This is a genomic window from Kineococcus sp. GCM10028916, from assembly GCF_042674865.1.
In the GTDB taxonomy this organism is placed as follows: Bacteria; Actinomycetota; Actinomycetes; order Actinomycetales; family Kineococcaceae; genus Kineococcus.
The window spans coordinates 25,867-45,482 of record NZ_JBHTFM010000013.1; the positions used below are offsets into that span (position 1 = coordinate 25,867).

At 70.2% G+C, this 19,616-nt stretch carries 16 protein-coding genes; 6 read left to right on the forward strand and 10 right to left on the reverse strand.

Features of this window, described 5'->3' with window-relative positions; translation table 11 throughout:
* Nucleotides 1-2 precede the first annotated feature (2 nt).
* The 3 genes from rimO to ACFQ46_RS11565 all read right to left on the reverse strand — a co-directional run bounded on the left by rimO (nt 3) and on the right by ACFQ46_RS11565 (nt 5,159).
* A complete protein-coding gene (gene rimO, locus ACFQ46_RS11555) occupies nt 3-1,463 on the reverse strand; it encodes a 30S ribosomal protein S12 methylthiotransferase RimO (protein WP_380259636.1) in 1,461 nt (486 codons plus the stop codon).
* A gap of 51 nt (nt 1,464-1,514) precedes the next feature.
* Nucleotides 1,515-2,285 (reverse strand): NYN domain-containing protein, encoded by a 771-nt coding sequence (locus ACFQ46_RS11560; RefSeq protein ID WP_380259637.1) that lies wholly within the window; start codon nt 2,283-2,285, stop codon nt 1,515-1,517.
* Nucleotides 2,286-2,363: 78 nt separating this feature from the next.
* Complete coding sequence (locus ACFQ46_RS11565) at nt 2,364-5,159, reverse strand: DNA translocase FtsK 4TM domain-containing protein (protein ID WP_380259638.1); 2,796 nt, start codon at nt 5,157-5,159, stop codon at nt 2,364-2,366.
* A 146-nt stretch (nt 5,160-5,305) separates the two neighbouring features.
* On the opposite strand from ACFQ46_RS11565, the gene ACFQ46_RS11570 reads away from it, so the two are divergent.
* Together ACFQ46_RS11570 and ACFQ46_RS11575 are read left to right on the forward strand one after the other, a co-directional pair.
* Nucleotides 5,306-6,406 carry a heparan-alpha-glucosaminide N-acetyltransferase domain-containing protein gene (locus ACFQ46_RS11570; protein ID WP_380259639.1) on the forward strand — a complete coding sequence of 367 codons (1,101 nt, stop codon included), beginning with the start codon at nt 5,306-5,308 and terminating at the stop codon, nt 6,404-6,406.
* Entirely contained in the window at nt 6,403-7,614 is a 1,212-nt protein-coding gene (locus tag ACFQ46_RS11575; RefSeq protein WP_380259640.1) for an AAA family ATPase, read from the forward strand. Before ACFQ46_RS11570 ends, ACFQ46_RS11575 begins: the two co-directional genes overlap by 4 nt.
* Nucleotides 7,615-7,616: 2 nt before the next feature.
* Here the strand turns inward: ACFQ46_RS11575 and ACFQ46_RS11580 are convergent, their stop codons facing one another.
* Entirely contained in the window at nt 7,617-8,324 is a 708-nt protein-coding gene (locus ACFQ46_RS11580; RefSeq protein ID WP_380259641.1) for a hypothetical protein, read from the reverse strand.
* Nucleotides 8,325-8,366: 42 nt separating this feature from the next.
* Here ACFQ46_RS11580 and ACFQ46_RS11585 point away from each other — a divergent pair, with 42 nt between their 5' ends.
* Entirely contained in the window at nt 8,367-9,425 is a 1,059-nt protein-coding gene (locus ACFQ46_RS11585) for a tetratricopeptide repeat protein (RefSeq protein WP_380259642.1), read from the forward strand.
* A 35-nt stretch (nt 9,426-9,460) separates the two neighbouring features.
* On the opposite strand, the gene ACFQ46_RS11590 is transcribed toward ACFQ46_RS11585, so the two are convergent.
* The 3 genes from ACFQ46_RS11590 to ACFQ46_RS11600 all read right to left on the reverse strand — a co-directional run bounded on the left by ACFQ46_RS11590 (nt 9,461) and on the right by ACFQ46_RS11600 (nt 12,897).
* The gene (locus ACFQ46_RS11590) at nt 9,461-11,146 is read right to left on the reverse strand and encodes a ribonuclease J (protein WP_328291997.1); all 1,686 of its coding nucleotides are present in this window, start codon (nt 11,144-11,146) and stop codon (nt 9,461-9,463) included.
* On the reverse strand, nt 11,143-12,117 hold the full coding sequence (gene dapA / locus ACFQ46_RS11595; protein ID WP_380259643.1) for a 4-hydroxy-tetrahydrodipicolinate synthase: 975 nt from the start codon (nt 12,115-12,117) through the stop codon (nt 11,143-11,145). The genes ACFQ46_RS11590 and dapA overlap by 4 nt, the downstream gene beginning before the upstream one ends.
* 102 nt (nt 12,118-12,219) lie before the next feature.
* Nucleotides 12,220-12,897, reverse strand: coding sequence for an HAD-IA family hydrolase (locus ACFQ46_RS11600; protein WP_380259644.1), 678 nt, complete (start codon nt 12,895-12,897; stop codon nt 12,220-12,222).
* Between the two features lie 44 nt (nt 12,898-12,941).
* Between ACFQ46_RS11600 and ACFQ46_RS11605 the strand changes: the two genes are divergently transcribed.
* The gene (locus tag ACFQ46_RS11605) at nt 12,942-14,738 is read left to right on the forward strand and encodes a TIM barrel protein (RefSeq protein WP_380259645.1); all 1,797 of its coding nucleotides are present in this window, start codon (nt 12,942-12,944) and stop codon (nt 14,736-14,738) included.
* Here the strand turns inward: ACFQ46_RS11605 and ACFQ46_RS11610 are convergent.
* Together ACFQ46_RS11610 and ACFQ46_RS11615 are read right to left on the reverse strand one after the other, a co-directional pair.
* The gene (locus tag ACFQ46_RS11610; protein WP_380259646.1) at nt 14,735-15,646 is read right to left on the reverse strand and encodes an NADP-dependent oxidoreductase; all 912 of its coding nucleotides are present in this window, start codon (nt 15,644-15,646) and stop codon (nt 14,735-14,737) included. The two genes, ACFQ46_RS11605 and ACFQ46_RS11610, sit on opposite strands and share 4 nt — an antisense overlap.
* A 56-nt stretch (nt 15,647-15,702) precedes the next feature.
* The gene (locus ACFQ46_RS11615) at nt 15,703-16,347 is read right to left on the reverse strand and encodes an HAD family hydrolase (protein ID WP_380259647.1); all 645 of its coding nucleotides are present in this window, start codon (nt 16,345-16,347) and stop codon (nt 15,703-15,705) included.
* A gap of 145 nt (nt 16,348-16,492) precedes the next feature.
* Between ACFQ46_RS11615 and ACFQ46_RS11620 the strand changes: the two genes are divergently transcribed.
* Nucleotides 16,493-17,212, forward strand: a complete 720-nt coding sequence (locus ACFQ46_RS11620) for an FkbM family methyltransferase (RefSeq protein ID WP_380259648.1) — start codon at nt 16,493-16,495, stop codon at nt 17,210-17,212.
* Nucleotides 17,209-17,817, forward strand: coding sequence for a hypothetical protein (locus tag ACFQ46_RS11625; RefSeq protein WP_380259649.1), 609 nt, complete (start codon nt 17,209-17,211; stop codon nt 17,815-17,817). The genes ACFQ46_RS11620 and ACFQ46_RS11625 overlap by 4 nt, the downstream gene beginning before the upstream one ends.
* A 1,182-nt stretch (nt 17,818-18,999) precedes the next feature.
* On the opposite strand, the gene ACFQ46_RS11630 is transcribed toward ACFQ46_RS11625, so the two are convergent.
* The gene (locus ACFQ46_RS11630; RefSeq protein WP_380259650.1) at nt 19,000-19,590 is read right to left on the reverse strand and encodes an acyl-CoA thioester hydrolase/BAAT C-terminal domain-containing protein; all 591 of its coding nucleotides are present in this window, start codon (nt 19,588-19,590) and stop codon (nt 19,000-19,002) included.
* Nucleotides 19,591-19,616: the final 26 nt, after the last annotated feature.

Here is a 19,616-nt window from a genome sequence, read left to right on the forward strand (position 1 = left end):
GGTCAGACCGTAGCCCTCACCAGCGGTTCCGCCAGCAGGTCCGCCCCGGCGACGCCGGTCACCCGGGCGGTCACCAGGTCTCCCACGTGGACGACGAACCCCGTCGGCAGCTCCAGCTCGGTCTCGCCGTCGACGTCCGGTCCCTGGTGGGCCGCGCGGCCGACGACGTGCGGGTCGCCGTCCTCGTCCACGACGCTCTCGACGAGGACCTCGACGACCTCACCGAGGCGTTCCTCGGCGCGCTGGGCGATGAGTTCCTCGACGAGGCGGCTGACCCGCTCGTAGCGGGCGGCGACGACCTCGTCGGGCAGGTGCCCGTCGAGGGTCTCGGCCTCGGTGCCGTCCTCGTCGGAGTAGGCGAAGACCCCCACGACGTCGAGGCGGGCCCGCTCCAGGAACGAGCACAGCTCGTCGACGTCCGCCTCGGTCTCACCGGGGAAGCCGACGATGACGTTGGAACGGATCCCGGCCAACGGGTTGCGTTCGCGGACCTGCTCGAGCAGCGCGAGGAAGGGTTCGGTCCCGCCGAAGCGGCGCATGCGGCGCAGCACGGCCGGCGAGGAGTGCTGGAAGGAGAGGTCGAAGTACGGCACGACCCCGGGGACCTTCGTCAGCGCGTCCAGCAGGCCGGGGCGCACCTCGGCAGGCTGGAGGTAGGACACCCGGACCCGCTGGATCCCCTCGACGGCCGCGACCCGGGGCAGCATCGCCTCGAGGGCCCGCAGGTCGCCGAGGTCCTTGCCGTAGGAGGTGGTGTTCTCGCTGACGAGGAAGACCTCCTTGACGCCCTGCTCGGCCAGCCACTGCGTCTCGGCGATCACCTCGTCGGCGGGACGGGACACGAACGACCCGCGGAAGGCCGGGATGGCGCAGAAGGTGCAGCGGCGGTCGCAACCGGCGGCGATCTTCACCGGCGCCCACGGGCCGGAGCCGAGGCGACGACGGATGACCCGGGGGCCGCTGGCCGGGGCCACGCCCTCGGGCAGGTCCGGCTCCACGATCTTGGCCTTCGCGGCCTGCCGCTCGGCCGGGGCCAGGGGCAGCAGCGTGCGGCGGTCGCGCGGCACGTGGGACTCGCGCTTCTCGCCGTTCAGGATCGCCTCGAGGTGGCTCGAGAGGTCGTTGTAGGAGTCGAAGCCGAGGATCGCGTCGGCCTCGGGCAGCGACTCGGCGAGGTCCTTGCCGTAGCGCTCGGCCATGCAGCCGACGGCCACGACGGCCTTGGTGCGCCCGGCCTCCTTGAGGTCCGCCGCGGCCAGCACGGTGTCGATGGAGTCCTTCTTGGCCTGCTCCACGAACCCGCAGGTGTTCACGACGGCGACGTCGGCACCGTCCGGGTCGTCCACGAGCGTCCAGCCGGCGTCGGCGAGGCGACCGGCCAGCTCCTCGGAGTCGACGTCGTTGCGGGCGCAGCCGAGGGTGACGAGCGCGACGGAACGCGACGGAACAGAGGTGGGGGGCACCGCACCAGGGTACGTGCCCTTGCGATCCTCAGGCGCTGCGCACCACGACCCTCAGGCGCTGCGCACCCGCTGGGCCTGCGGCACCGGGACCCGGCCCACCTCGCCGACCTCCGGGGGCTGCGGGTGCGGGCTGTCGTCCGCCTCCGCGGGGTGGGGGTGCTCCAGGGGGACGGCGTCCTCCAGCAGGGCCCGCATCGGCCGGGTCGGGCGGAACCAGCCACCGTCGGGCGGCAGCGCCGTGAGCCGGGTGCGGCCGAGGGAGACCTGGAACGCGCCGGGCACGTCCTCGAGGTCGACGAACTCGATGAGCGGGGACTCCTGGGCGTACCCGGCGACCTCCGCGAAGGACAGCACCACGCAGCGGACCCCCGCGCGGTGCAGCTCCTCCAGCGGCTGCAGGAAGTTGCGCCCGTCCCCGCTGGCGACGACGACCCGCCGCAACCGGTGGCTCGCCTGGCGGGAGGCGATGTGCTGGAGCATCGCGTCGTCGACGTCGTCCTCGGGGTGGACCTTGGGACGGGCGAAGACGGAGTACCCGAAGCTGCGCAGGGCCTCGATCCACCCGCGCAGCGAGACCGCGCTCGTGGGGTGCACGTTGGTGAAGACGGACCCCTCGACCTCGTGGTCGGCCGCCTCGGAGAGGAACCACCGCGCGATCGCGTCGAAGCGCGGTCGGTCCGAGGACGCCGGGCGCGACCCCAGGATCGAGGACAGCGTCATGTCGATGTTGGGCGCGTCCCAGATCAGCAGGTCGAGGTCGCGACGCTCCGTCGGAGTCGGCTGGTCCCGCCGGACCGGCTCGTGGGGGCGGGGCGAGTCCATGCGCACAAAGTTACACGGAGAGTCACCATTGTGCGACGTTGTGCTTGCTCTCCGTGACGTGTCGTGCGCCGCAAGGAATCAGCGCCGGTCGAGCAGCTCCCAGGCGTCCTCGCCACCCTCGTCCCCGTCCACGACCTCGAGCTCCGCCCCGACCTTCGGCTCCGGCGCCGTCGGCGGCTCGTCGCCGCGCATGAGGGCCAACGTCCCCGCCAGGTCGTCCGGACGCACCAGGACGTCGCGCGCCTTCGACCCCTCGCTCGGGCCGACCACCCCCCGGGACTCGAGGAGGTCCATGAGGCGACCCGCCTTCGCGAAGCCGACGCGCAGCTTGCGCTGCAGCATCGACGTCGAGCCGAACTGCGTCGTGACGACGAGTTCCGTCGCCTGCAGCAGCACGTCGAGGTCGTCGCCGATCTCCTCGTCCACCTGCTTCTTCTGCGCCGTGACCACGACGTCGTCGCGGTAGGTCGGCTGCAGCTGCGACTTCACGTGCGAGACGATCGCCTCGATCTCGCTCTCGGTGACCCACGCCCCCTGCACGCGCATGGGCTTCGACGCGCCCATCGGCAGGAACAGCGCGTCGCCCTGACCGACGAGCTTCTCGGCCCCCGGCTGGTCCAGCACGACCCGGGAGTCCGCGAGCGAACTCGTCGCGAACGCCAGCCGCGACGGCACGTTGGCCTTGATGAGCCCCGTCACGACGTCGACGGAGGGGCGCTGGGTCGCGAGCACCAGGTGGATGCCGGCGGCCCGGGCGAGCTGGGTGATGCGCTGGATCGAGGCCTCGACGTCGCGCGGGGCGACCATCATCAGGTCGGCGAGCTCGTCGACGACCACCAGCAGGTACGGGTAGGGCTGGATGACCCGCTTCGAGCCCTCCGGCGGGTGGACCTTGCCCGCCTTCACGGCCTTGTTGAAGTCGTCGAGGTGCTTGAACCCGTACTGGGCGAGGTCGTCGTAGCGCAGGTCCATCTCGCGCACGACCCACTCGAGGGCCTCGGCGGCCTTCTTCGGGTTCGTGATGATCGGGGTGATGAGGTGCGGGATGCCCTCGTAGATCGTGAGCTCGACGCGCTTGGGGTCGACGAGCACCATGCGGACCTCGTCGGGGGTCGCGCGCATGAGGATCGAGGTGATCATCGAGTTGACGAAGCTCGACTTGCCGGCGCCGGTCGCCCCGGCGACCAGGAGGTGCGGCATCTTCGCCAGGTTCGCGATGACGAAACCGCCCTCGACGTCCTTGCCGACCCCCATGACCATCGGGTGCTCGGTGCGGGTCGCGACGTTGCTGCGCAGCACGTCACCCAGCGAGACCGTCTCGCGGTCGGAGTTCGGGATCTCGATGCCGATCGCGGACTTCCCCGGGATCGGCGACAGGATGCGGACGTCGGCGCTCGCGACGGCGTAGGCGATGTTCTTGCTGAGCGCCGTGACGCGTTCGACCTTCGTCCCGCGGCCCAGTTCGACCTCGTAGCGGGTGACCGTCGGTCCGCGGGAGAACCCGGTGACGGCGGCGTCGATGTCGAACTGGTTGAGGACCTCGCTCAGCGCCTCGACCACGCGGTCGTTGGCGGCGCTGCGTTCCTTGGGGACCGTGCCCGGGACCAGCGCGGCCGGCTCGGGGAGCGTGTAGGTGACGTCGCCGGCGAGCGCGAGCTGCTCGATCCGCGGCGGCATCGGCGTGTGCGGCGGGGCGGGCAGGTCCTTCGGCGCGCTCGCCGGGACGGAGGCCCCGTCGACGATCGGCGTGTCCCGGGCCTCCAGCGACTCGCGGACGGACGGCGGGTCGGAGGGGACGACGCGTCGCTGCCCCGGTCGGGGCCGGGAGGCGGCCTCCTCCTCGGCGGCCGCCAGCTCCGCCTCGGTGATCGCGGCACGGTCGAAGGCCTCGTCGCCGACGCGCGCCTCGTCCTTCTTCGGACGGCGGCGCTTCGGCTTCTCCCCGGCGGTGTCCTCGGTGGTGTCCCCGGACTCCGGGCCCTCGAGCGCCCGGGCCGCCCGCTGGCGGGCCAGCGCCGTCGCCGGCAGGTCCCGGCGGGCCGCCCGCTCCGCGTCGCGCGCGGCGCGCTCGGGGTGGTGGGTGAGCCGTTCGTAGGCCTCGTGCACGCGGGTCGGGATGGCGTGCACCGGCGTCGCGGTGAGGACGAGGACCCCGAAGAACCCGAGCAGCACGAGGATGGGGACCATCACGTACGGCGTCAGCGCGGTCGTCAGGGGCCCTGCGACGAGGAAGCCGAGCATCCCGCCCGCGTCGGTGACGACGCCCGCGCCCTCCGGACCGGTCGGCGAGGGTGCCCCGGTCGCGAGGTGGACCAGACCGGCCGCGGACAGCGTCAGCGCGATCGACCCGACGACGGCCCGCGAAGTGGCCTGGGTCTGGTCGGGGTGACGCAGCAGGTGCACGGCCAGCCCGACGAGCACGACGGGCAGGGCCAGCGCGACCTCACCGAAGGTGCCGGCGACGACGGTGTGGATGACCCGACCCGCCGTTCCGGGCAGTCCCCACCACTCCCGGGCGGCGACGACGATGGCCAGGGCGAGCAGGAAGAAGCCGGCCCCGTCCCGACGCAGCTCGGGGTCGAGGTCACGAGCGCCGTCACCGACGCGACGAGCCGTGCCGCCCACGAGGTGCGCGCACCCCATCCAGACGGCGGAGACGGCGCGGACCGGCCACGACGGACCGGAACGCACCGGGACGGCAGCGGGTCGCTTGGCGACCGCCCTGGCCGGGGCGCGGTTGGCCGCCGGCCGGCTCGTGCCGCTGCGTGCGGGTGCCTTGGCGCCCGCCTTCGTGCCACCCCGTGTTCCGCCGGTCGCCACCTTGGTGGAACCTCCCCTACCGCTGGTCGTGCGCGCGTTCGTCGGGGAGGCCATGCGATCACGGTACCGATGACACGCTGGTCCAGCCCGCGGCGGGCGCGACTGCTCCGACCGAGCGGACGCCCAGCCGGTCCTCAGCGTCCCCCGGCCCGCGGGCGGACCGACGCCGACACGCCGCGCGCACCCGACACACTGGGGCGGTGGGCAGCGCGCGGATCGTCGGAGTGGACCTCGCCCGGGCGATCGCCATCGTCGGGATGATGGCGATCCACGTCTTCCCCGGCGAGGAGACCCCGGGAGCCGGTGGCGTCCTCTACACCGTGGCCCACGGCCGGGCCTCGGCCCTGTTCGGCGTCCTGGCCGGGCTCTCCCTCGGCCTCTCGACGCGAGGACGCGGCGACCGGCGCGCCGCGGCCCGGACCTCGGTCGTGGTCCGTGGTGTGCTCGTCGCCCTGCTCGGGTTGCTGCTCGTGGACGCGGGGAGCCGCATCGCGATCATCCTCCCGTACTACGGCGTGGCCTTCGTGGTCGTGCTGCCCTTCCTCTGGTGGCCGGCCCGACGCCTCGCGGTCCTGGCCGGTGGGTGGCTCGTCCTCGCGCCGGTGGCCTCCTTCGCGCTGCGCGCCGTCTACGAACTGCCGGCCCGCTACGAGCAACCGACCTTGGGCTGGCTGTCCCGGCCGGGGGACCTGCTGGAGACCCTCACCCTCACCGGCTACTACCCGGTCATCGGCTGGGCGGGGTACTTGCTGCTCGGCCTGGCCGTCTCGAAGCTCGACCTGCGGAGCACCGTGGTGGGCACGCGGCTCCTCGGAGCGGGCGCCCTGACCGCCGGCGGGTCCTGGATCGCGAGCGCCCTCCTGCTCGGTCCGCTCGGCGGGCGCACCGCGCTGAGCCAGGTCCAGGACTTCTACGGCACCGTCCCCACCGACACCCGGTGGTGGCTCGCGATCGCGGCCCCGCACTCCGGAACCCCCTTCGACCTGCTGCACACGGCGGGGACGGCGCTGACCGTCGTGGGAGCCCTGTGCCTCCTCCCGGCGGCGGTCACCCGCTTCCTCCAGCCGGTCGCGGCCTTCGGCGCCATGCCGCTGACGATCTACACCGCCCACGTGATCGCCCTGGCCGCCTGGCCGGCGGAGACGACGACCGTGCTCGTCGTCCACGTGTTCGTCGGTGTCGTGTCCGCGACGGGCTGGCGGTTGGCCGTGGGGCGGGGGCCGCTGGAGATCGTCGTCGGCCGGGCGGCGTCCGGGGCCGCGGCGCTGGTGCGGTCGCCGCGCCTACCCTGGACGGCGTGAGCACCCCCGGCGATCCCGGCCCGTTGTTGCGCAGCCTGCTCGCCGCGCTGGAGGCCACCCCCGACGACGCTCCCCTGCGCCTGCACGTCGCCGAACTCCTGCTGAGCGCCGGTGACGCGGACGCCGCCCTGGCCCACGCCTCGCGCGTCCTCGCCCAGGACCCCACGTCGGGGCCGGCCCGCGACCTCGTGCAGCGCTCGCTGAGCCTCCCCGCCCCTCCCCCGGCGCCCCCGGCCAAGCACGCCTTCGACTGGGCCAGCGCCGAGGCCGACCTCGGCCCCCTCGACACCAGCGGGCTCACGGCCCACGACGACGAGGTCGACCCCGGGACGACGGCCGAGGTCCAACGCCCCCGCGTCACCCTCGCCGACGTCGCCGGGATGGCCGAGGTCAAGGAGCGCCTCGACCTCGCGTTCCTCGGCCCCCTGCGCAACCCGGAACTGCGGGCCCTCTACGGCAAGAGCCTGCGCGGGGGTCTGCTGCTCTACGGCCCTCCCGGGTGCGGCAAGACGTTCATCGCCCGGGCCGTCGCGGGCGAGATGGGCGCGCACTTCCTCTCCGTGGGGTTGTCCGACGTCCTGGACATGTGGATCGGGAACAGCGAGAAGAACCTGCACGCCCTCTTCGAGGAGGCCCGTCGCCACGCTCCGTGCGTGCTGTTCTTCGACGAGGTCGACGGACTCGGCATGTCCCGCACCGGCAACCGGTCCTCGGGGATGCGGACGACCGTGCAGCAGTTCCTCGGGGAACTCGACGGCATGGACGGCGACAACGAGGGCGTGTTCGTGCTGGCGGCCACCAACGCCCCGTGGGACGTGGACCCGGCCTTGCGCCGGCCGGGACGCTTCGACCGGATGCTCCTCGTCCTGCCCCCGGACGAGGCCGCCCGGATCGCGGTGCTGGAACACCACCTCCGCGACCGCCCCACGCAGGACCTGGACCTCGCCGGGGTCGCCGCCCGCACGGACGGTTTCTCCGGGGCCGACCTCGCCCACGTCGCGGACACCGCCGCGGAACACGCCCTGCGCGACTCGATGCGTTCCGGCACGGTCCGGCCCATCACCACCGCGGACCTCCGGCAGGCCCTGACCCAGGTGCGCCCCTCGACCGGTCCGTGGTTCGACTCCGCCCGCAACGTCGCGACCTACGCCAACGCCGACGGCAGCTGGGACGAACTCCAGGCCTACCTGCGGCGCCGTCGGCGCTGAACTCAGCCGGCGCCGGGCCGCTCGCCGCGTCCGACGGTGATCTCGACCTCCGCCTGGTCCGGCGCCGGGGTCGCGACCTCGGCGGTGACCGTCACCGGCTCGGGCAACGGGATCCGCACGCTCGTCGAGCCCGTGGGCACGTCCCACCCCGGGGGCAGGTCCGGCAGCGGAACGGTCTCGTGCAGCAGCACGCGCCCCGGCCCGGGTTCCGGCGCCGTGCGCGCGGTCGGTGGTGGGGTCCGGCTCGTCGCCGGCGCGGGATCGGGATCGGGGGTGACGACGGGCGCCGCGCTCGGCACCGACGTGGTCGTCGACGGGACGGCCGGGGCGGGGGCCGCTGACCGGGCCGGTGCGGAGACCAACGGGGTCGAGGTCGTCCGTGTCGGGACCGGTTGCGCCGCAGAGCTTCCCGACGGGACCACCGTGGCGAGGACACGCGGCGCCACGGAGGCGGTCACCGTCGCGGTTCCCGTCACGGGCGGGGTGGTGGTCGCGACGACGGCCGCGGGCGGCGCGCTGCTCACCGCGGACGGCATCACCTGGACCTGCCCGGGGCGGTCGTGTCCTCCGGGCCACACCACCCCGACGACACCGGCGGCCACCACCGCTCCGGCGGCGACGACCCGCACGGAACGGCTGCCGAAGATCCCGCCGGTGGAGTGCTTCGGGGAGTAGGGACCGTCGCCGCGCGAGGGGCGGCGGATCGGCACAGCAGGAAACCTAGCACCGCGCCCGCGACGTACCCTGCTCGAGTGACCGACTGGACCCCCGACGTCCGGTTGCGTCGGGCCGAGGCCCTCGCCGACGCGGGACGCTGGGAGCAGTCGTTGCGGGCCGTGCACGACGTCCTCGCGAGCGACCCGCACCACGGCGAGGCCCTGCGGTTGGCGGCCATGGCCGAACTCCAGCTCGACCGCCCGGAAGCCGCCGCGCAGGCCGCCACCGCGGCGATCGCCGCGGAACCCCAGCACGAGCACGGCCACCGGCTGCTCAGCGTCGCGCTGCAACGCCTCGGCCACCACGACGCCGCGCTGCAGGCGGCGCGCGACGGCGTACGCGGCAACCCGCACCACCCCTACGCCCTGGCCCAGCTCGCCACCGTCCTCAGCGACCGCCGCAGCACCCGCCGCGAGGCCGTCACCACGGCCGAGCGGGCCGTGGCCGCAGGACCGGGGATGGCGCACCCGTTGTTCGTCCTGGGTCTCGCCCTGCAGCAGCGCGGCCGCCGGGGCCGCGCCCGCAGGGCCTACGCCGCAGCGCTGGAACTGGACCCGCAGCACCCCGAGGCGCTGAACAACCTGGGCGTCATCGCGCTGAACTCCCACCGCCTCGGGGGCGCGGCCAGGTTCCTCGGGGACTCGCTGCTGGCCGACCCGCACAACGCGACGGCGCGCTTCAACGTCGACGTGCTCGCGCTCGCCTTCGCGCGCCGGATCTGGATCGGGAGCGCGCTCGCCGTCCTCGCGCTGCTGGTCGGCGGAGCGGTCGAGAACGGGACGGGCACGGGCTTCCCGGTGCGCCTGGTGGTGCTGCTCGTCGCCTTCGCCGGTCTCGGCGCCTGGACGGCGAGCGCCTGGCGGAACACCCCGACGGCGGTGCGGGCCGCGGTGCTCCAGCGTTCCCGGCAGCGTCCGTTGCTGGTGAGCGCCTGGGTCATCGCCGCGCTGCTGCTGCTCGCCTGCGTCGGGATCGCCGTCGCCCCGCTGGAGACCGTCGCCGGTCCGGGCGCGTTCGAGGTCTTCCGGGTGCTGTTCCTGGTGAACGTCGTGTTCGGGTTCGTGGTGCGACGCAGCCGCCCGCGCCGGGACTGAACCCGGCGGGACGGCTGCGAGGGACGTACCCGGACTCAGGCGGTGACGACGACCGGCACGATCATCGGCCGGCGACGGTGCGCCTGCGACACCCAGGTGCCGACCGTGCGGCGCACGATCTGCTGGAGCTGGTGGACGTCCACCGGTCCGGTCGAGGCGTCGTTGAGGGCCTTCTCGACGCGGGTCTTGATGGCCGCGAATCGGTTCGGGTCCTCGCCCATGAAGCCGCGGGCGTTGAACTCCGGCCCGGACACGACCTTGCCGGTGACGGAGTCGACGGCGACGAAGATGGAGATGAAACCCTCTTCGCCGAGGATCCGGCGGTCCTTCAGGTCGGCCTCGGTGATCTCGCCGACGGTGGAGCCGTCGACGTAGACGTAGCCGACGGGCACGTTGCCGACGATGCTCGCCTTGCCGTCCACGAGGTCGACGACGACGCCGTCCTCGGCGATGACGACGCGTTCGCGCGGAACCCCCGTCTTGACGGCGAGTTCGGCGTTGGCGAGCAGGTGCCGGATCTCGCCGTGCACCGGCATCACGTTGCGCGGCTTGAGGATGTTGTAGCAGTAGAGCAGTTCCCCGGCGCTGGCGTGCCCGGAGACGTGGATCTTCGCGCTCTGCTGGTGCACGACCGTCGCCCCGAGCCGGGCGAGACCGTTGACGACGCGGTAGACGGCGTTCTCGTTGCCCGGGATGAGCGAGCTGGCGAGGATGACGGTGTCCCCGGCGTCGACGGAGATGCGGTGGTCGCGGTTGGCCATCCGCGACAGCGCGGCCATCGGTTCACCCTGCGACCCGGTGCACATGAGCACGACGCGGTCGTCGGGCAGGTCGTCGACCTGCTTGAGGTCGATGAGGATGTTCTTCGGCACCTGCAGGTACCCGAGCTCGGCGGCGATCCCCATGTTGCGGACCATCGAGCGGCCGACGAGGGCGACCTTGCGGCCGTGGGCGTCCGCCGCGTTCAGGACCTGCTGGACGCGGTGCACGTGGGAGGCGAAGGACGCCACGATGATGCGGTGCTCGGCGCGGCCGAACAACTGCTCCAGCACCGGGCCGATGTCACGTTCCGGGGCGGTGAAACCCGGGACCTCGGCGTTGGTGGAGTCGACGCAGAACAGGTCGACGCCCTCGTCCCCGAGACGCGCGAACGCGTTGAGGTCGGTGATGCGGTTGTCCAGCGGCAACTGGTCCATCTTGAAGTCACCGGTGTGCAGGACGAGCCCCGCGTCGGTGCGGATCGCGACGGCCAGCGCGTCGGGGATCGAGTGGTTCACCGCGATGAACTCGCAGCTGAACGGCCCGAGCTGTTCGACCTGGCCCTCGCGCACACCCAGCGTGTAGGGCTTGATGCGGTGTTCCTTCAGCTTCGCCTCGACGAGGGCGAGGGTCAGCTGCGAACCCAGCAACGGGATGTCTCCGCGCAGTCTGAGCAGGTACGGGACCGCCCCGATGTGGTCCTCGTGCCCGTGGGTCAGCACGACCGCGACGATGTCGTCGAGGCGGTCGGCGATCGAGGAGAAGTCCGGCAGGATCAGGTCCACGCCGGGCTGGTGGTCCTCGGGGAACAGCACGCCGCAGTCGACGACGAGCAGCTTCCCCTGGAACTCGAAGACGGTCATGTTGCGCCCGACCTCGCCGAGCCCACCGAGACCGACGACGCGCAGGGCGCCGTCGGCCAACGGTGGGGGGCTGGTGAGTTCGGGGTGGGGGTGGCTCATGCGGCTCCTCCTGCGGCCTGGGCGGCCGCTGCCGTGGGGTTGGGTCGAGCTGAGTTCTCGGGGGTGTCGAGCCCGGCGAGGGACAGGTCGGCGGCGATGGCGTCGACCTCCTCGGGGGTGGCCGCCAGCAACGGCTGGCGGACGGCGCGTCCGGTGAGGACACCGGTCAGTTCCAGGGCGGCCTTGACGGCCACCGCACCCTGGGTGCGGGTCATGATCCCGCGCACGGCGGGCAGCAGCTCGGTGTGGATCGTCCGGGCCGTCACGAGGTCCCCCGCGTCCAGCGCCGCGATCATCGCGGCGTACTCACGGCCCGCGACGTGGCTGACGACGGAGACGATCCCGCAGGCACCCTGCGCCAGCAGCGGCAGGTTCACGGCGTCGTCACCGGAGTAGTACGCGAGGTCGGTGCGGGCCAGGACCCACGAGGTCGCCATTGAGTCGCCCTTGGCGTCCTTCACGGCGACGATCCGCTCGTGCGCGGCGACCGCCACCAGGGTCTCGGTGTCGATGGGGACACCCGAGCGGCCGGGGATGTCGTAGAGCATCACCGGCAGGCCGCTCGCGTCGGCCACCGTGGTGAAGTGCTGGGCGAGAGCGGCCTGCGGCGGCTTGTTGTAGTACGGGGTGACGACGAGCAGCCCGTGGGCGCCGGCCTTCTCGGCGGAGCGGGCCAGCTCCACCGTGTGCGCGGTGTCGTTGGTGCCGACCCCCGCGACGACGCGGGCGCGGTCACCGACGGCGTCGAGGACGGCACGCAGCAGGCGGTCCTTCTCGTCGTCGCTGGTCGTGGGCGACTCCCCCGTCGTCCCGCTGACGACCAGACCGTCGTGACCGTGCTCCACGAGGTGCACGGCGAGCGCGGCGGCCGCGTCGAGGTCCAGGGCACCCGTCGCGGTGAACGGGGTCACCATCGCCGACAGCACCGTCCCGAAGGGACGGTGGGGCGCTGCTGCGGTGGCGGTCGACATGCTCCTGAGGTTACCGCCACGGGAAGGACCCGGTCGCTGCCCGCTCGGGGGTCCGGGCAGCGACCGGGTCCTGAGGTGTCATCGGGGCGGCGCGGGCGAGCGTTACACCCGCTCGAGGGTCAGCCTCAGACCACCGTCACCGGGGGTGATCCGCACCCCGCTGAGCAGCGGGACGACGAGGTCGGCGTCCAGCGGTCCCTCCGGGTGGGTCGTGCGCACGGCGAGGGTCGCGCAGCCCGCGGCCCGGGCCGCGGCGAGACCCGCGGGGGCGTCCTCGACGACCAGGCAGTCGGCCGGGTCCACCCCGAGGCGGGCGGCGCCGAGCAGGAAGCAGTCCGGCGCGGGCTTGCCGTTCTCGACGTCGTCGAAGGTGACCAGCACCCGCGGGTCGGGCAGCCCCGCGGCCCCGCGGCGCGCGTCGGCCAACGGCGTCGAGCACGACGTCACGATCGCCCACGCCTGCGGGGGCAACCCGGCGAGCAGGTCCGCCACCCCGGGCAGCTGCACGACACCGTCGACGTCGAGGATCTCGAGCTCGGTGATGCGCGCGGAGGCGGCGGCGAAGCGGTCGGGCCCGACGAGGTCGGCGACGATCTCCGGGGCGGGGCGCCCGTGCCCGTGCGCCCCGACGAGCTGCTCGACGGTGATCCCGTGCTCGACCGCCCACGTCGTCCAGCACCGGTTGATGGCGGCCGTGGAGTCGACGAGCGTGCCGTCCATGTCGAAGAGGACTGCTGCGAACGGGCGGTCCAGGACGGGATCGAGCACGGGGACGGTCACGAACGCACCCTACGAGCCGGGGTGGGCGTGCGACCGTGGGGGTTGTGCAGACGTCGATCGCCACCGTGAGCCTGGCCGGGTCGTTGCCGGAGAAGCTGCGGGCCGCGGCGGTCGCCGGGTTCGACGCCGTCGAGGTGTTCGAACCCGACCTGGTCGCCTCCCCGCTGGCCCCGAAGGACGTCCGGGCGCTCGCCGCGGACCTCGGGGTCCGCATCTCGCTGTTCCAGCCGTTCCGCGACCCCGACCACGTCGACGCGACGGTGCAGGCCCGCACCGCGCAGCGGCTGCACCGCAAGTGCGAGGTGGTGCGCGAGCTCGGCTGCGACCTGCTGCTCGTGTGCTCCTCGGTCCACCCCGGCGCCGTCCGGGACGACGGGGAGCTCGCGGACCAGCTGCGGACCCTCGCCGAGGTCGCCGCCGGCCACGGTGTCCGGCTGGCCTACGAGGCGCTCGCCTGGGGCACCCACGTGTCCGACTACCGGCACGGCGCGCGGATCGTCGCGGCCGCCGACCACCCCTCGCTGGGAACCTGCGTCGACTCCTTCCACGTCCTCTCCCGCGGTGACGACCCGGCGGCGATCGCGGGACTGGAGAAGCTGTTCTTCTACCAGGTGGCGGACGCCCCGCCGCTGGGCATGGACGTCCTCCCGTTGAGCCGGCACCACCGCCTGTTCCCCGGTCAGGGGGGTTTCGACCTGACGGGTTTCCACCGCGCCGTCCTCGCCAACCCCTACGACGGACCGGTGTCGCTGGAGGTGTTCAACGACGTCTACCGCCAGGCCGACCCGGGCCGCACGGCGGTCGACGCGCTCCGCTCGCTGCGCCACCTGGCCGACCTCGCCACGCCCGGGACCCTGCCGCAGGCCCCGACCCCCACCGGCTGGGCGTTCGTCGAGGTCGCAGCCTCGGACGGCGCCTCCGACGTCGCGGACCTGCTGCACGCGTTGGGTTTCCGGCGCACCGGGACCCACCGCCGCGGCGAGGTCGACCTCTGGGGCAACGCCGGGGTCCGGGTGGTCGTGAACCGCCGGCCGACCAGCGAACGGGCCCGGTTGTCCGCCCTGGGGCTGCAGGCCGCCGCACCGCACGCGTTGGCCGAGCGGTCCCGGGAACTCCTCGCGGCCGTCGTGCACCGTCCCGTCGGCACCGACGAGGCGGAGATCCCGTCGCTGGTCGCACCGGACGGGACCTGGGTGCAGTTCTGCGGCGAGGACCCGGACTGGCTCGACGACTTCGTGCCCGTCGAGCCCCTGCCCGCCGAAGAACTTCCAGGGGGAACCGACCTGATCGAGATCGACCACGTCGCCCTCCCCCAGCCGTTCGCGGGTTTCGACTCCACGGGGTTGTTCCTCACCGCCGTCCTCGGGTTGCGCGGCGGGGAACTCAGCGAGGTCGCCGCACCCGACGGGCTGGTGCGTTCCCGGGCGCACTCCTCCGCCGACGCGGCGATCCGGATCGCCCTCAACGTCGGCCCCACGTCCGCGCACCTCAAGGGGCGGCCGTTCGCCTCGGGTCACGTCGCGTTCCGGACCGCCGACGTCCTCGGCGCCGCGGCCGCGTTCGTCGCCGCCGGAGGTCAGCCGCTGGACGTCCCGCAGAACTACTACGACGACCTCGACGCCCGGTTCGGCCTGGCCCCGGAGTTCCTGGACCGGTTGCGCGCCCACGGGGTGCTCTACGACCGCGACGAGGACGGCGGGGAACTGCTGCAGTTCTTCACCCGCGCCCTCAGCCGGGAGTTCTTCGTCGAGGTGCTGGAACGCCGCGGCGGGTACCACGGGTTCGGGGCGGTCAACACACCCGTGCGCCTCGCAGCGCAACGGCGCCACCCCGAGGCTTAGGGCAGCAGGACGATCCGGCCCTGCGGGTGCGGCCGTTCCGCCATCGCGAACGCGTCCTGCACCTGCGCCAACGGGAACGAACCGGCGATGGGGACGTGCAGGCGGTCCGCGGCGACGAGCTCGGCGAGTTCGGTGAGGACCTCCGGTCGACGCGCCTGGTCCACGCCGAACTCCAGGTCGGCCTCGAGCGGCAGCGCCGCGGCGCACCGCGCGACGTCCACCCCGAAGGCCCGGGCGAGGGCGTCCACCTCGAAACCCGTGGTGTCGACGATCGCGTCCACGGCCACCCCGCGCCGGCGCAGCGTCCGGGCCAGACCGTCCGCGTCCTCGGCGGGGACGACGGCGTCCGCGCCGTGGGCGTGCAACCAGTCGTGGTGGACGAGGTCGGCGACGCCCACGACGGTCGCACCGCAGAGCCGGGCTAGCTGGACGGTCAACGTGCCGACGTCGCTCGTCGCACCCAGGACGAGGACGACGTCGCCGTCACGCACCCCCGTGCTCTCGACGCAGGAGTAGGCGGTGACCCCGGCGACGTAGAGGGCTCCGGCGACCTCCCAGGAGACGCCCGCCGGTTTGGGGACCACGGCCTCGGCCGGGACCACGACGATGTCCGCGTGCCCGCCCCGGTCCGGGCTCCAGCCCAGGACCTCCTCGCCGACGGTGACGCCGCTGACGCCGGGACCGGTGTCGGTGACCACGCCCGCGAACTCGGCGCCGGTGCCGGCGGGGAACGCCGTCGGGTAGAGCTGGGCCAGCGCGCCCTCGCGGGCCGCGGACTCCCCCGCGGTGATGCCGGCGGCGCGCACGGTGACCCGCACCTCCCCGGCTCCGGGGGCCGCGGTCGGCACGTCGACGACGTGCAGGACGTCAGGTCCACCCCACCGCTCGAACCGCACCGCTCTGCTCATCCCGTGAGACTGACGCGTACGCCGTACGCTTGCAAGTCTAGCGGTGGTCTTGAGTCTTACTTCAGGCGGGGTTTACTTCTAAGCTCAGCTCGAATAGTTATTTCGACCTGTTCGATTTCGCCTTCCAGCCATGACGACAAATGTATTGCGCGGAACCCAAGGTTGTGAGCACGTTGAATATTGTGCGGTCTGTCATCAACGAAGACGACTTCCTCGGGCGATAAAACCTCGGCAGCCACCTCAAGGAGGCCTCGATTTTTGCTTCCTTTCCCGACACCCAACTCACAGGAGAGGAACCGCAAAGTCGGATCCACCCATGAGTTGAGCTCTAACTGTTTCGACTGCCGAGCATAGAAGAAAGTAGTATTGTCGGACAAAATGCCAACGCGCCCACGAGTAGCAACTTTTGCGACGTCAAGAAGCCGATGCGCGAAGGGGTTTATCTGAAGCGTCCGGCCCGCGACCGCAGTAATTAAGTCCCGCGGGAACTGCACGCCGACTGCGGCGGAGAAATCTTGCCAGTACAGCCACTCTTCGGTTGGCGCGAGGCTGAATCTGTCCCATAGGGCCAGCCCAGCAGCCTCTACCAACGACCGAGGAAGCCCCAGGCTGTCAGCGAGGCCAACCACAGGCGTTAGGCAGATAGTCTCCCAAGGGTCTGAACAGAGGACCCCGCCGAGGTCGAAGAGAACCGTGAGCACTGCTCGAGGGTACTGCCCCGCGTAACAGCACGCCTAGCGTCGCCAAAGTATACCTAAAAGCCCTGCGACTTCGTCGTTCGGCCCACAAGCGCCCTACCCAAGCAGTACCGTCGCGCAACAAGCTCATCCGACTGAGAGGAACTTCGTGTCAGAGCCCGTAGCCCACGATGCATGGACCGAGCTGTACGCCAATTTTCTCGAACACACACTCAAATTACACCCAATCGACATAGTAATCGATGCAGGTGCCCATGAGGGGCAGTTTGCCAAGAAACTGCGACAGATTGGATTTACGGGACAAATTCATTCATTTGAACCTTCACCAGGACCGTTTCAGCAATGTCTCGAATCTTCTCTATCAGACCCAAATTGGAGCGTATACGAGATTGCTCTGGGAGACTTTGATGGTAGGGCCACCTTGAACATCTCTCCGGGCACCGGCAGCTCCTTCATGGCAGCCAGCGAATTCGGACGCCGCCTTTTTCCAGACCTTACTTCAGCAAACGCCAGTGACGTGCGCATCAGTCGCCTCGACTCGTTCCTCAGCTCAGAATACAAGCTATCGACGCAGCCCCGGATTTTCGTGAAGCTCGATACTCAAGGTCATGATTTATACGTCATGAAAGGTCTCGGGCAATGGAACTCTTGCGTCCAAATTGTTCAAGCTGAGCTGTCCGTAATTCCGATCTACGAAAACATGCAATTTATCGGTAGCTCGCTAAACTCATTCAATTCTATAGGGTACCAGCCCATAGGGTTTTTCCCTGTATCAACCCTGAAGAGCAGTGGACGAGTTTTAGAATTTGATGCCCTCATGCTTCACAACATCACTGGATTTACGCGAGAGGAAGCCTGGTCGCTATGAGTCGAGAACCTTCAGCAGTCAGTGCGGCGCGATTGGAAGCGACCGCAGCCGCCATGATTTCCGAATGGAATAGCATTCGCGCCGAAAGTATCGGCGCGATCGCGAACCGCATGGCAATAGCAAACTTCTCTTTTGGTGCTCTTGCATTAATGGTTGCGGGTTTGATCAATAAAGACCATCCCAGTCTCGTGGTGGGCTGGGTTGGAATCCTCTTCATTCCGACCATCGCCAAGTGCTGCGTCCTTATGTGGCTCGGAGAATACCAGCGCTCTCAGCGCGCAGGCCGAGGCCTAGTGAAAGCCGAGGTCAAGATCAATTCTGAATTGAGGCAATCGGCAGCAGTCACTTGGGAGAGCGAGCTCCACAGCCCGAACACGCACATGGGTTATCCCTACGTGGCAACCATAGGTGCGCTACTGGCAACCGGCTGGGCCGCTTGGATCGTAGGCGTCCAATACAACAGCCATTGGCTGCGGGGCGTTCTACCTTGGTGGCAGGGTGACGGTTTGGTGTGGTCAATCGTCGCCGCCCTCGTCTCGATCGAGGCCATATTCATAGTTTCAATTAAAAAGAAATGGAATACCATTCGACTAGGATATCGCTGATGGTCATTTTGCAGTCAAGACAGTAAACTTCGAAGAACGCAGGCGGCGACGACACCATCGAGACCGTTGCGGAGATGAACTCTGACCTCACGATGCAGGCCTTGACGGCCTGACCGCAGAGAGCATCACGCGGCGAAAGTTGTACACCACCTTACTGGACTTGACCGAACAACCAGGCCGTTCCCGGCGATTTGATTCATGGGATATAAATAAGTTTGGCGACATCCCCAACGGCGGCGACTCGTGCTTCGTAGGCCCCCTTTGCGGCAAGCGGAACTGGGCCAGTATGTTCGATGTGGCCAAGAACGAGTTTGGTCGAGAAAAGGCGGGCACAGCCCTTACACAGACCATCCCCGATCATCACTCGTGCCTGGCCTGGGCCAAAATCCACGACGAGGCGGCTGTCACAGCCATTCTGTGCCGCGGCGAACAATGAGCTGGTTCGCTGATCGAGGGTGACCATCCAACGGCTCCTGCGGAAGAATGGCTTCGCGCATCGATCCCGCGCCTTGCGCGACGCCTGCGCCGAGCTCGCCATTGCGCACCAGCGGACCCGGCCCTACTGGCTGCAGACGAGCGATAAGGTCCAGCGCCTCCGCCAGACGACGAACGGGAAATAGGCTTATACTTGTCCCTACTGTTTTGACCTACGACGACGTGGCGCATTAGTTGGGTGGCTGCACCTATACACCACCACTGATTGCACTCGGGATCGACATGTGGCCCATATCACTCGTTAGACCAAATCCCTTAGGAATACATCCAGTAACTCGAGCACTAGTCACTGGGCGCGGCCTTTTGATTTCCGTACTCCTTGGGCCTATGCGCTAATAGCGTTCAGAAGAATGTGTAACGCAAAGTCGGCCAACCGTTCACGTACCGAAGAAATTTAAAGACAACAGCCGCAATTGCTTCTAAGTGGAATCATGCTTCTACAAGACTATGAACACTGTCAATTCCTCCATCAAGATGGACAGCATCTATACGCCATAGCGTGCCTTGTGGACGCGTGATCCAACTCGACGGTTGGGTCCATTAAAGACCGTAAGACTTACTGCGACTCTCTTACCATCGGCGCAGCGGAGCTAGTCAACGCCACCGTCGGTGAGTTGCATAGCACGAGCAGCTCCGCCAACCTGCGCCCCGAGTTCGGCGCCCGCGGCCGCGGGATCAAACGGGCCATCACCATCTCCTCCCGACGGGGTCAATTGTCCGGGAAACAGCACGCGGTCGCCGGCGGCAGCGGAGCCGAGGGAGATCGTCGCGACCGTGGGCCGCTCGGCGGGCGACGATGTCGGCGGCGAAGCGGTGCGAGGGCCAGACCCGGTCGTCACCGCCGGCGCTCAGCAGTACCTGCCCTCGGATCTGCTCCACCGGGATGGTTGCCGCCGCAACGGCTCCCGGGAACGCGGTGAGGCTCTGCTCGTAGAGGGACCGGAAGGCGGGCGGTTCCTCCTGACCGGTCCAGGTCGGGTCGTAGGGGACGAAGGGCAACGGAGTTCCCGCGGAAGTCCAGCTGGAACGGGGGCCTCCGGTGCTGCCCACGCTCTCCCAGACCACCGAGGTCGGGGACAGGGCGACCACCGTCCGGATCCGGGGATCGCGAACGGCCAGCAGCAACGCCGCCTCGGCACCCTTCGACGTCCCCAGGACGACGAGGTGGTCGCTCAACCCGGCGAGGTGGTCCAGGGCAGGGGTGAACGTCTCGAGCGGCACCTCGCAGATGCCCGGAGGCTGACCCACGTCGCCGAACCAACGGATCGACAGCGCCATCGCACCATGGTCGATCAGCAGCCGGA